Genomic DNA, 13,453 nt, shown 5'->3' on the forward strand with positions numbered 1-13,453 from the left:
GAATGGATGACAGCTAGAACAAACTTCAACCCTGATATCTTCTTTAGTTGACTTAGTTTTATAAACCTCGCCGCAGGCACAGGTTATTGTGGTTTCTTTAACGTCTGGGTGGATTCCTTCACGCATCTATATCACCTCTCTTGCATACATAATTATTGTTACACCGATTATTTTATGTCTCAAAATCGGGCTGAAGACACAAATCTTCACGCTAAGATTTATTATAACACAGGCTTTTTAGTGTTGCAAGGGAAAAGCAGGTGAATTTCACTACTTATTCGACTTATAATGATTACCCAGAGCTGCTGGTGGTCTTGATCTGATAACAGCACCAGCTAAGACAATAACTGTCAGTACATAAGGCAGCATCTGAATAAACTCCGAGGCAACATTTAAATTTATACCCTGGAGCCTGAGCTGAACAGCATCTGTAAAAGCAAAGAGCATGCTGGCCGCAAAAGCTCCCAGCGGATTCCACTGGCCGAAAATATTTGCCGCCAGGGCCATATAGCCTCTGCCGGCAGACATGTTACTGCTGAACCAGTTTAAATGCCCCAGAGAGAGATAGGCTCCACCTAAAGCTGCCAGAACTCCACTTAAAGTAACAGAAAAATATTTAATAAAACGAATATTGATCCCTAAAGTATCTGCCGCCTCAGGATGTTCACCTGTAAACCTTATTCTTAAGCCGAGTGGTGTTTTAAACATTAAATACCAGCCTGCAAGCACAATGATAAACATTAAATAAACAATTGGAGAATGATTACCAAGAAGTTCACCCAAGACCGGTATATCTGCAAGAAGTGGAATTCTAATTTTCGACAGCCCATTAACACTCGGAGAGGCTCCTTTCTGGCCCCAGATAACCTGCATCAACCAGGTTGTAAATCCCAGTGCCAGAATATTTATTCCAACCCCGGCCACTACATGATCTGCTTCTAAATCAATTGTAAAAAAAGAAAAAATCAAGCCTAAAATCAAGCCAGCCCCTAGAGCAGCCAGCAGTCCCAGATAAGCACTGCCGCTAAAAAAAGAGCCAACTGCTGCTGCAAATGCTCCGGTCAAAATCATGCCTTCCAGACCGATATTGATTACTCCAGCTCTTTCAGAAAAAGCACCACCAACTGCTGCTAAAGCAATTGGAACCACCAGTCTAATCGCTGCTGTAAATGTATTAATGCTGAAGATAATTCTTAGAATTTCCACTAGTTATCACCTCTAAAGGCCAGACTCTTATTTTTAAATATTTTAAAAATTGAAGGTGCTGCCACAAATAAAATGACCAGCCCCTGAACAATTGTCATTAAATCAGCTGGAATTTTGGCAAAAAGCTGCATTGACATTCCACCCGATTCTAAAACTCCAAATAAAAAAGCAGCAGCTAAAACTCCAAGCGGCTTATTTCTACCTAATACTGCAACTGCTATCCCGGTAAATCCATAACCGGGTGAAAAGTTTGTAATAAACCTATGTAAAACACCTAAAACCATTGTACTTCCAGTCAAACCGGCTATACCTCCACTTAAAAGCATTGCATTAATAATCACTTTATCAGAATTGACCCCGCTGTATTCGGCAGCACTTTTATTTTGCCCAACAAGCTGCAGGTCATAACCATAAGAGGTATAATTTAATAAATAGTAAATTAAGATAATAACCAAAATAGCGATAAACAGTGCCCAGGTTAAACGAGTATTGGCCACTATCTCCGGTAGTTTAGCCTGCTCTGCAATCTTTCGACTCTGGTCAACCGGGCCCTCTTCTTTAAAATAATTTTTTAATAAAAAGGTAGTCATTAAAATCCCAATATAATTAAACATAATTGTTGTAATAACCTCATGAGCACCAGTTTTAGCCTTCAAGACTCCAGGTATCAAAGCCCATAAAGCTCCTGCAGCTGCTCCAGCTGCTAAAGCCAGCGGAATTAAAAGCAGGGCCGGCAGATTTGTAAAAGTAATGGCAATTAAAGCTGTAGCAAATGCACCCCAGTAGAGCTGACCTTCTCCTCCAATATTGAAAAGTCCGCTCTGAAAACCAACAGCTACTGCTAGTCCGGTAAAAATTAGGGGAGTAGTTTTTAACAGTGTCTGAGCAAAATTATAAGAGCTGCCAAAAGCTCCAAAAAATAAATAATAATATGCTTCCAGAACACTATGGCCGGAAAGTTTAATTAAAAGAGCTCCAACTATCAGTGCAGAAATTATGGCTGCTAATGAATATAACATTTCTTTTATATTTTTATTCAAATCCATCTACTCTTCCTCCCCACTGTGTCCGGCCATCAAAAGACCCAATTTTTCCTGATTAAATTCTTCTGATCTACCGCTGGCTACAATCTCACCTTCATAGATAACTAAAATTCTATCACTGAGGCTCATCAGCTCATCCAGCTCAGCTGAAATTAGAAATAGTGCCTTAGATTCTGCTCGCATTTTTAAAAGCTGACTGTGTATAAATTCAATTGCACCAATATCAACACCTCTGGTTGGCTGGGCAGCTAAAATAAACTCTGCTCCCCGGCTCAACTCTCTGCCAATAATTAACTTCTGCTGATTACCTCCAGAAAGTTCTGCAGCTGTCGAGTTTTTCTTAGAAAATCGGAGATCATACTGCTCCACAATTTTTTCAGTATAATTATTTAGATAGTCAAAATCAATGGCAAATTTATTCTTGAACTGCTCATTCCATTCTGAACCCAGCAAAATATTTTTGGCAAGAGAGAAATTACCGACCAGACCCCGCTTATTTCTGTCTGAAGGAATATGAGCCAGCCCCATATTTCTTCTCTTTCGAGTAGAGAGCTTAGTTATTTTTTGAGAGTTAAAATATACCTCTCCCCTGTCAGGATTTTTTAAGCCGGCAATAATTTCTTCCAGCTCCAGCTGTCCATTACCTTCTACTCCTGCCAGCCCAACAATTTCACCTTTTTTAAAAGTGATACTTATATCTTTAAGTTCCAGACCACTTATAGGATTTTTATAATTTAAGTTTTCCAGGCGAAAAATCTCTGCTCCTGTTTCTTTATTATCTTTTTCTACATTTAATAAAACATCTCTCCCCACCATCATATTAGCCAGCTTTTGAGGAGATGTATCACTTTTTTCTACAGTTTCAATTTTTTTGCCATCTCTCAAAATCGTTATTCGATCAGCTATTTCCATAGTTTCTTTTAATTTATGGGTTATAAAAATAATAGTCTTATTTTCTTTTTTTAAACTCTGCATAATCTTAAATAATTCTTCAGTCTCCTGTGGAGTTAAAACTGCAGTCGGTTCATCTAAAATTAAAATTTCAGCCTCACGGTATAAAGCCTTTAAAATTTCCACCCGCTGCTGTTCTCCAACTGATATATTTTCAATTAGAGCCTCCGGGTTTAATTCAAAACCAAAATTACGGGATATTTCTTTGACCTCAGCTTCAGCTTTTTTCTTATCGAGGCTGATAACCTTTGTTGGTTCCTGACCGGCAATAATATTTTCTGTGATCGAAAATCTGTCGACTAACATAAAATGCTGGTGGATCATTCCCATTTTTTCTTTGATCGCAGCAGCTGGACTTTTAATCGCCACCTCTCTACCATTAATTTTAATCTGACCCTGATCTTTATTATAGAGACCAAATAGAATTTTTACTAAAGTAGATTTTCCAGCTCCATTTTCTCCAAGCAGACAGTGAATTTCTCCTTTTTTAACTGAAAAGTCTATACTGTCATTTGCTTTAACACTGCCAAAAGACTTAGATATATTTTTCATTTCAACAGCAAATATTTTAATCACCTCCAGCTTTAATTGAAAATAGGGGCATTTCTGCCCCTATTAGCTGCTTACTAATTTCTTGCTTCTTCAATAGTGGCTGGAATTTCGATTTCTCCAGCTGCAATCTTAGTTTCTATTTCTTCTAATTCTTCAATAACATCAGCCGGCAGCAGACTTTCGGTATAACCAAGCCCTTCTTCCTTAACTCCCAGCACATGAACTCCAGGCTCAAATTGTCCTTCCATAACCTGCATAATTGCTCTTTCTACAGTATTATTAACAAATTTCATGCCATTAGTTAAAATATGCCCTGGAGCAACATCACCCTGATCAGAATCTGCTCCAATTCCATAGATGTTATTTTCTTCAGCTGCTGTCAGCACACCCAGACCAGATCGTCCAGCAGCACCCCAGATAACATCCGCACCCTGCTCGATCATTGAGGTAGCAAGTTCTTTTCCTTTAGCCGGATCTGCCCAGGCCCCAACATAGGAGTGAATCACTTCAACTTCAGGAGCAATATATTCTGCCCCCGCCATATAGCCGGCAATATTTTGATCAATCAGCGGTATCTTCATGCCCCCAATAACACCAATTACTTTTTCTGAATTTATCATTTCATTATCTGTTCTTGTGGTCATTAAAGCGGCTGCTGCTCCCATTAAAAATCCTCTTTCTTTTTCTGCATAAACATAAGAAGCAACATTAGGCTGATCTACTACTGTATCTACAATAGCATAACTCTGATCAGGAAATCTCTGCGAAACATTGCTTAAAGCATCTGCCTGGTCAAAACCAATAGAGATTATCAAATCATACCTATTTAAGGCTGAAAACTGGGTTAAATATGTTTCATATTCAGAAATAGAAGCAGGCTCAGCTGCATCAAACTTAACACCATATTTTTCTCTGGCAGCTTTAACCCCTTCAAAAGCTGCATCATTAAATGATTGATCCCCCAGACCACCAGTTGCAAAAACTATGGCCACTCTTCCTTCAGCCAGCACTGCAGAGGATAAAAGCACTGTAAACAAAAGCAAAAACACCGCAGTTAAAATTATTTTATTTCTCATAAATTTTACCTCCTAATTTTAGTCTTCTCCCGTCAGAGCTTCAAGTGCCAGAAATATTTCTCTTTCCACTGCGTTTGAAACTTTTTCTCGATGTGGATTATAGCTCTCAGCATCAAAATCAACGGCTATTCCATCAACTGCCAGCACTGCAGCTGCTTTAACATTATTTAATGAGGCAAGCACAAATAAAGCACTGGCCTCCATTTCCACAGCTATTACCCCTGCCTGACTGAAATAATTATTACTCAATGGTTCAAGTTCAGGATAGAAAGCAGCAATTGTTGAAACAATACCTGTACTTATTGCAATCTCCAGAGCTTCAGCCCTCCGATTTAGTCTGGCAACTAATTCCCAGTCAGCAACCGCAGGATAAGATTTATCCACCAGCTGTTCTGTTAGGCCATCATTTCGGACAGCTGCTGCTGCAATCACCAGGTCTCCATCTTTAATCTTTTTTGAAAGCGAGCCAGCAGTTCCAACTCTTATTATTTCTTCTGCCCCCCCTTTAATTAATTCTTTAAAAGCTACTCCAGCTCCCGGGCCGCCAACTCCGTGAGATAAAATACTAACTGGCTGCTGATTATACTGACCGTTAATAAGTTTATATTCCCTGTTATAACTTATTACTTCTGCTTCAGTCAAAAATTCAGCAATCTTATCAGCTCTGCCCGGATCTCCGCAGACCAGAACTTTTTTTCTAATATTCTTACTATTTGTCTTTAAAATCGGCAGAAATTCTTTTTTATCCAAAATCATCAACTCCAGATCAATTACTTAAACAAAGTCTTTATTAATAGTAAAATTCACGATAAATTGAAATAATCCTTTATTGTTTTCAAAAAAGCTTTTTAGCAGATAACTTTTTCGATGATAATAGCTGTAAAATGCTTAGATTAACTATAAAAACCAGCTGACTTAATAAGCAGCTGGTTTTTTGCTAATATATTAATTTAATTAAAAAAGCTTTCAGCCAATCTAGTTCTTAAAGACCTTATCAAGCATTTCAAGCAGTTCCTCATTATCCTTAGTATTTTTTAGCTGTTTGTGGAAAGTCTTCATCAATTCATAATCTGACATATCCTGAGTCTGCTGACGAAGTTTCCAGATAATCTCCAGTTCTTTTTCGCCAAGGAGCATCTCTTCTTTTCTGGTTCCGGAGCGATTAATATCAATAGCAGGAAAGATTCTTCTCTCTGCCAGGCGGCGGCTTAAGTGCAGCTCCATATTACCTGTACCCTTAAATTCCTCGTAAATCACATCATCCATCCGACTGCCTGTATCGACTAAAGAAGTTGCAATAATTGTCAAGCTGCCTCCTTCTTCAATATTCCTGGCTGCCCCAAAAAATCTTTTGGGAAAATGCATGGCTGTTGGATCAAGTCCTCCAGAGAGTGTTCTGCCGCTCGGAGAAATAGTCACATTGGAAGCCCGGGCCAGTCTGGTAATACTATCTAAAAGGATTACTACATCATTTTTATGTTCAACCAGTCTCTTTGCTTTTTCTAAGACCAGCTCTGCAACCTGTATATGTTCTTCGGGCGGCTCATCAAAGGTTGAAGCAATTACTTCAGCATCAACCGAGCGCCTCATATCTGTTACTTCTTCCGGACGCTCATCAATCAGCAAAATCATCATCTTGCTTTCCGGATAGTTGTGGCGAATACTGTTGGCTACCTTTTTTAAAAGCACCGTCTTTCCAGCCTTAGGAGGAGAAACCAGAAGTCCACGCTGACCTTTTCCAATCGGAGAAATCAGATCAATTATCCGCGAAGAAATTTCATTTTTATGATACTCCAGCTTATATCTTTCCTCAGGATAAAGGGGAGTTAAATCTTCAAAGTGTGAGCGCTCTCTTGCTTTTTCTGGATCCTGATAGTTTACAGCCTCAATTCTTAAGATAGCGAAATATTTTTCACTGTCCTTGGGCTCTCTCACCTGACCGGAAACAACATCACCAGTTCTTAAATCAAAGCGCCTGATCTGAGAAGCAGAAATATAAATATCATCACTGGAAGGAATGTATTTAGAAGGCCTCAAAAAACCATAACCTTCAGTCTGAATAATCTCTAGTACACCTTCAGCAAAGATATTACCCCCTTTTTCTGTTCCTTTTTTTAAAATAGCAAAGATTAGATCCTTTTTCCGCATCTGCGAATAACCGCTGACACCCATCTCCTTTGCTATCTCATGTAATTCTGTAATAGTTTTTCTCTCAAGTTCACTGATGTTAAGCACATCAAGTCCACCTTTCTTTATTTTACCCTGTTTTATTTGAAATTATTTTAATCGAATGAATAAATATTTATGTAAATCCCATAAAAGCAATAATCTTTTAAAAAAGAAGAAAATCTTGCTCCCCAATTTAATGGCTAATCACTCAGCCAGGAGCTTTAGCTGCTCTTTCTATATCCGGGGAGTAATTTAATTTCAAATTTTGAATGATATTTATATTTTTGACTCTGAACTCTTGTCGAGCTGACTTAGTAAATTACCTAGAAAAAGTTAATGATTAGCAGAATTAAAGCTGACCGAAGAACACGAGGTTCTGAGCTGACTGCGGCACAGGAGGTGCCGATCAGGAAGGAAGTCAGTTTTAACTCTAATAAGAATTCTACTTTTTCTTGTAATTTAATTTGGAATGAGACAAGAGTTCAGAGTCAAAATATTTAAGTCAATAACAAAAATTTGAAATTAAATTACATTCAGTCCTAACTGAAAGAGCAGATAAACTCCTGCAAAATAAACAACTGCAGCTGCAATCGCATCCCAGCCCATCCACATAAATGAACGGCGTGAGCGATAAAATAAGCCGATCAAAATAATCGTAGCCATCAAAATTCCAATAGTAGCAGTTAAGATATGAACTATTCGAACATCTTCTAAAATTACTCCCTGTTGATAAAAGACATCGGCAAAGAAAATAACTGTCATGTTGAAGATGTTGCTGCCAAATACATTTCCAACCGCCATATTATAGGCGCCAATCCTGATCGCTGAAATTGTTGCAACAAGTTCCGGCAGTGAGGTTGCTGCTGCCACCATAATAGACCCCATAAAACTCTGATCAATTCCAGTCATAGCTGATATTTGATCAGCCGTAATACTTAAATTATAACCACTAAAGACAATAACAACCGCACAGGCTGCAAATCCAAGTATTGCTTTTTTTAAAGTATAATTAGGATTGGGATCCTCTTCTTTAACGGGATCATCCGGGTCAAGTGGATTCTTTTTATCATAACGATAGATCATTCTCACAGTAATAATGTAGGTAACTAACAATAATATGCTGTCTACTCCCACTCCAAAAATACTTAAACTAAAATCCATAAAATTAGATAAGATAAGACTGAAGACCACCAATGCTGAAAGTAAGATGCCAACAAGACCGGATAAAATGTGGCTGTAGTTAACGCGGAGTAGTAATGGTCCTTTACCCTGAAGCAGATCAGCAAAGGCTAAGATAGCAAGATTAAAAGTGTTGCTGCCGAAAGCATTACCAACTGCAATATCTGGTGCCCCTACAATAGCCGAACTAATGCTGGTCACCAGTTCCGGCAGTGAAGTTGCCATTGCAATTAAAATACCGCCAATAAAAGCCTGACCCAGGCCGCTTTTATCAGCAATGATATCACCAAAACGAGATAGATAAGTACCTGAAATAATAATAAATAATGCCATTAAAATAAATTCTAACCAGAGCTGTGTCAATTAAATCCCCCTCACTTTTAAAAACGGATACTGATAAAATGTTTCTAATCATTTAACTCTGGATAATTATATGGAAACATTTTACAAGTACCCGGTGCTTAATAAAACTTAATAAAAAAAGAGGAGAAATCCCAAAAAGGGAAACTCCCCTTAATATATTTATTTAACTAAAATTACCAGGCCTGACCATCACTACCTAAAATCTTAATCTTTTCTTTAACTTTTTCAGCAATTGCTTCTCTACCAGGTCCACAGTACTTACGTGGATCATATAATTCTGGCTTTTCAGCAAATACTTCTTTAATTTTAGCAGTAAATGACTGCTGGAAATCAGTATTAACATTAACTTTGTTAACACCAAGGCTGACTGCTTTTTCTAAATCTGCAGCAGAAATACCAGAAGCTCCATGTAATACAACAGGCATATCAATTAAGCCTTTGATAGTTTTAAGTCTTTCAAAATCTAATTCTGGCTCACCTTCGTAGACACCGTGAGCAGTACCGATTGCTATTGCAAGAGCATCTACTCCTGTAGCCTCGATAAATTCTTTAGCCTGATCTGGATTAGTGTACATTGCATCCTTTTCTTCAACTGTGTGGTCATCTTCTGTACCACCAATTGTTCCTAATTCTGCTTCTACACTGACACCAACATTATGGGCAGCTTCTACTACTTTTTTGGTCAGAGCAATATTATCTTGAAAAGGTTTTTTAGAAGCATCAATCATTACAGAAGAAAATCCTGCTCTGATACACTTCATAATACTTTCAAAGTCACTACCGTGGTCAAGATGTAAAGCAACAGGGATATCAGTATTCTTTGTTGCAGCTTCTACCATCTGAATTACATAATCCATACCGATATAGCGAATTGCACCCTCACTAGCCTGCAGGATAACAGGAGAGTTTAATTCTTCTGCTCCCATCATAATTCCCTGCAGGAATTCCATGTTGTTGATGTTAAATCCACCTACTGCGTAAGTTCTCTTGTGTGCGTCCTGTAAAATATCTGCCATTGGTACTAAGTTCATAATTAATATCCTCCTTATTAAATATTAATCCAGGGTCTTTTAAAAATTATTTGGTTTTCCCTGAATAGAATGCAGCTGCACGCTGTTTAGCTGTCGAAGATTTTTTAAATCTTCTTTATCAACAGCTTCTATATTTAAACGCGAGCCGCAGTTGTTACAAATTAGTTGAATTTTATCAGAAAATAGTTCTATATTTATATCATCACTGCCGCATTCACAGCTTAGAGCTCCCTCAGCAGCAATGTCATGAATAATGTCAAGCGCCTGCAGCATAATCTCAGGGTTTTTGAAATCATCGAAACCGAGTTCTGCCGCCATCAACTCCAGATCCTGCTTTTCCTTTTTTATTTCATCATTAACCAGAACTGGGGGTCCAAAAAATCCAGGGTTCAGACCCGTATCCCTGCAGGAAAGAGGTTGTAGATAATTTGAATGCCAGAAATCCTGGGCAGAAAATATCTCTTTATGTGCCTTATCACAGTGCAGACAGAAATAATTGATCTGCACCTGAGAATTTTCTTTTCTCAGCAGGGCAGCCTTTTCCGCTCCACAGCTGCAGCTTAACTGCTTTAGTTCTCCCACCGGCAGCTCAAAGATATTTACCTTTTCCTTTTCCAGACGACCACAGGCAGGACAGCTTAAAGCAATTGTTGTTGAAAGATTGATTAACATTATATATCCCGGCCTGTAAACTTGAGGCCAGGTCTTCACCTCCTTAACCTAATTATTCTTCATTGATTGTGAAAATCCTTTTTTGAATCTCAAAAATTAGGTTAAGGCTCAGAATACTGCTAATTATCCTCTTTAACAATTCGCTTAATTTCTTTAATTCGAACTCTGTGTTCTTCAGTTTTAAAACATTCAGCAAATGCTTCACTTTCATATTCATAACCGGCTTTAGAAGCTTCCAAATATTTTTTATTTACAGCTTTTTTGATCATTTTTACAGCCTGAGTTGAGCGCTCTGTGATTTCCAACGCTAGTTCTCTGGCCTCAGAAAGCAGACTGCGGGGAGTAACAACTTTATTAATCAAACCCAGCTCATAGGCTAAAGCTGCATCAATAATATCACCTGTATATAATAATTCTTTTGCCTCTGCCTCACCGATCAGACGCGGCAGCCTCTGGGTTCCGCCAAAAGCAGGAATAATCCCAAGTTTAACTTCCGGCTGACCAAAACGGGAGCGGGTTGAAGCAAGCCGAATATCACAGGCCAAGCTGATCTCCATTCCACCACCAAGGGCATAACCATCGATTGCTGCTATGACAACCGGGTCAGCTTCCTCGATTAAACTGCAGAGCTGCTGTCCTTTTTGGGAAAGCTTCTTTGCCTGCTCAAAGTTCAAGTTTTCCAAATAATCAATATCTCCACCGACTGAAAAAGCTCTGCTGCCTTCTGAAGTTAAAATTACAGCTGCTGCTTCCTCAGCTGCAAAAAGTTCTTCCAGCGTCTTTTGTAGCTGGTCTAAAAGTTCTTCATTATAAGCATTTAAAACTTCCGGCCGGTTAATACTGACAGTTGCTACCGGAGAATCAAAGTCACATTTGACTAAATCCCCTGCCATGTTTTTTCCCCCTCATTACTTACTCTTCTTTGTAATCAAGTGCTGCTTTAATAAAGCTGACAAATAAAGGATGTGGTCTATTTGGACGTGATTTAAATTCCGGGTGGAACTGCACCCCTACAAACCAGGGATGATCGGGTATTTCAACTATCTCGACCAATCTTTCATCAGGTGACAATCCACTTAAAATCATACCCGCTTCTTCAATCTTTTCCCGGTAGTGATTGTTGAACTCATAGCGGTGGCGGTGGCGCTCATAAATAACCTCTTCCTGATAGGCATTACGACTGATGCTCTCTTTTTCCAATTTACAGGGATAGAGGCCTAAACGCATGGTGCCGCCCATATCTTCTACATCGTGCTGATCAGGCATTAGAGCAATTACCGGCTCTTTTTCCTCTTCGTCAAATTCACTGCTGTTTGCATCTTTCAGATTGAGCTCATTGCGGGCATACTCAATTACCGCACACTGCATTCCGAGACAGATTCCAAAATAAGGAACCTTGTTTTTGCGGGCATATTCTACTGCCTTCAGCTTACCTTCGATGCCGCGGTCTCCAAAACCACCTGGAACTAAAATCCCATCGAGATCGGCAAGTTCCTTTTCCGCCTCAGCCAGAGTTTCTAAATCCTCAGCATAAACATATTCTATCTCAACTTTACAGTTGTTGGCAATTCCTGCATGAGTAAATGATTCTGCTATACTTATGTAGGCATCAGGCAGCTCGACATATTTACCAACTATTCCAATTTTAACTTTGTGGTCCCGATCTTTAATCTTATCAACCAGGTCAATCCAGTTTTTAAGATCTGCTTTTTTAACCCGATCAGTTAATTTTAATTTGTTGATTACATTTTCAGCCATTCCCTCTTTTTCCAGCATCAGAGGAACTTCATAAATATGTTCTGCATCAACAAGCTGAATAACATCCTCTTTTTCCACGTTACCAAAAAGAGAAATTTTATCCTTAACTTCCTGAGTCAGCTCTCGCTCAGAACGGCAGACAACTATATCCGGCTGAATACCGATACTGCGCATTTCCTTAATACTGTGCTGGGTGGGCTTGGTTTTCAACTCACCGGCTGCCTTCAGATAAGGAACCAGGGTACAGTGTAAATAGAGAATATTATCCCGGCCCAGATCATTTTTCAGCTGTCTAATTGCTTCCAAAAAGGGCAGACTCTCAATATCACCAACTGTTCCTCCAATCTCTGTCAGAACCACATCAGCATTGGTTTCTCTCCCAACTCTGGTTACCCGGTCTTTAATCTCATCTGTAATATGCGGAATTACCTGGACTGTTGCTCCCAGATAATCTCCCCGGCGTTCTTTTTGAATCACCGAGCCGTAAATTTTACCGGTGGTTACATTGTTGCTCTGACTTAAATTGGTGTCAATAAAACGCTCATAATGGCCTAAATCCAGATCAGTTTCGGCACCATCATCAGTCACAAAAACCTCACCGTGCTGATAGGGGCTCATTGTACCTGGATCATAATTAATATAAGGATCGAATTTCTGAATGCTGATTTTAAGACCTCTGCTTTTAAGCAGGCGGCCCAGGGAAGCTGCAGTTATCCCTTTACCAAGAGCAGAAACCACTCCTCCGGTTACGAAAATATACTTGGTCATTTTTGCTATCTCCTCCACTTTTAATCTTGAATTTAATTTAAGTATTTATGTAAGAAGAAGATTTACCATAAATATTTTAGCAAATCTCCCTTATTTTAAAACTCTACTAGTTATTTTCCTAAACTGACAGATTTATAGCTACATCTGCTCCGGTGCACTAATTCCAAGCAGGGTTAAAACATTTTTGAGAACCTGACGGGCAGCATTTACCAGATAAAGTCTTGCCTGAGCCAGTTCCTTACTGTCAGTATTTACCCGACAGTTATTATAGAATGAATGGAAAGCAGTTGCAAGGTCATAGGCATAAGTTGTCAGGTGATGAGGCTGTCTTGATTCAGCAATCATTTTTATCTCTTCCGGTAATTTTGCCAGCATTTTCATCAGCTCAAGCTCTGCCTCATGTGTCAGTAAGTCTAAGTTTTCCGCATCTGCTTTAAGCTCAGCATTATCTAAAATACTGTGAATTCTGGCATGGGCATACTGCACATAATAAACCGGGTTATTGCTGGATTCTTCTTTGGCCAGCTCCAGGTCAAAGTCAAGGTGGCTGTCAGTGCTCCGCATCACATAGTAGTAGCGGGCTGCGTCTGTACCAACTTCCTGATTTACCTCTTTCATAGTCACAAAACTGCCTGCTCTTTTGGACATCGGCACCTTCTTACCATTACGAAGCAGAGTCACCATC

13 protein-coding genes are annotated in these 13,453 nt (G+C 39.1%); all 13 read right to left on the minus strand.

The features are described 5' to 3' along the window. On the minus strand, window positions 1–126 hold a 126-nt coding region (gene rpmE, locus CI949_RS09990), incomplete at its 3' end, for a 50S ribosomal protein L31 (RefSeq protein ID WP_290765910.1). Window positions 127–270: 144 nt separating this feature from the next. Beyond that, window positions 271–1,206 carry an ABC transporter permease gene (locus CI949_RS09995; RefSeq protein WP_133530635.1) on the minus strand — a complete coding sequence of 312 codons (936 nt, stop codon included), beginning with the start codon at window positions 1,204–1,206 and terminating at the stop codon, window positions 271–273. After that, entirely contained in the window at window positions 1,206–2,252 is a 1,047-nt protein-coding gene (locus CI949_RS10000) for an ABC transporter permease (protein WP_133530634.1), read from the minus strand. Before CI949_RS10000 ends, CI949_RS09995 begins: the two co-directional genes overlap by 1 nt. Next, window positions 2,253–3,776, minus strand: coding sequence for an ABC transporter ATP-binding protein (locus tag CI949_RS10005; protein ID WP_133530633.1), 1,524 nt, complete (start codon window positions 3,774–3,776; stop codon window positions 2,253–2,255). 50 nt (window positions 3,777–3,826) lie between these two features. Beyond that, window positions 3,827–4,828 (minus strand): BMP family protein, encoded by a 1,002-nt coding sequence (locus tag CI949_RS10010; protein WP_133530632.1) that lies wholly within the window; start codon window positions 4,826–4,828, stop codon window positions 3,827–3,829. 18 nt (window positions 4,829–4,846) lie between these two features. Continuing rightward, on the minus strand, window positions 4,847–5,578 hold the full coding sequence (locus CI949_RS10015) for a nucleoside phosphorylase (protein ID WP_166637153.1): 732 nt from the start codon (window positions 5,576–5,578) through the stop codon (window positions 4,847–4,849). 225 nt (window positions 5,579–5,803) lie between these two features. Beyond that, window positions 5,804–7,063, minus strand: a complete 1,260-nt coding sequence (gene rho, locus CI949_RS10020) for a transcription termination factor Rho (RefSeq protein ID WP_133530630.1) — start codon at window positions 7,061–7,063, stop codon at window positions 5,804–5,806. Window positions 7,064–7,519: 456 nt separating this feature from the next. Continuing rightward, window positions 7,520–8,539: a sodium:calcium antiporter gene (locus CI949_RS10025; RefSeq protein ID WP_133530629.1), complete on the minus strand. Its 1,020-nt coding sequence runs from the start codon at window positions 8,537–8,539 to the stop codon at window positions 7,520–7,522. 173 nt (window positions 8,540–8,712) lie between these two features. Beyond that, window positions 8,713–9,570 (minus strand): class II fructose-1,6-bisphosphate aldolase, encoded by an 858-nt coding sequence (gene fba, locus CI949_RS10030; RefSeq protein ID WP_133530628.1) that lies wholly within the window; start codon window positions 9,568–9,570, stop codon window positions 8,713–8,715. A 39-nt stretch (window positions 9,571–9,609) separates the two neighbouring features. Further along, complete coding sequence (locus tag CI949_RS10035) at window positions 9,610–10,242, minus strand: hypothetical protein (protein ID WP_133530627.1); 633 nt, start codon at window positions 10,240–10,242, stop codon at window positions 9,610–9,612. 119 nt (window positions 10,243–10,361) lie between these two features. After that, a complete protein-coding gene (locus tag CI949_RS10040; protein WP_133530626.1) occupies window positions 10,362–11,135 on the minus strand; it encodes an enoyl-CoA hydratase/isomerase family protein in 774 nt (257 codons plus the stop codon). A 19-nt stretch (window positions 11,136–11,154) separates the two neighbouring features. After that, a complete protein-coding gene (locus CI949_RS10045) occupies window positions 11,155–12,768 on the minus strand; it encodes a CTP synthase (RefSeq protein WP_290765901.1) in 1,614 nt (537 codons plus the stop codon). Between the two features lie 138 nt (window positions 12,769–12,906). Next, window positions 12,907–13,453, minus strand: a 547-nt coding sequence (locus tag CI949_RS10050; protein WP_290765904.1) for a DALR anticodon-binding domain-containing protein, incomplete at its 5' end; no start/stop codon positions are given.

The organism is Halanaerobium sp. (genome assembly GCF_003070835.1).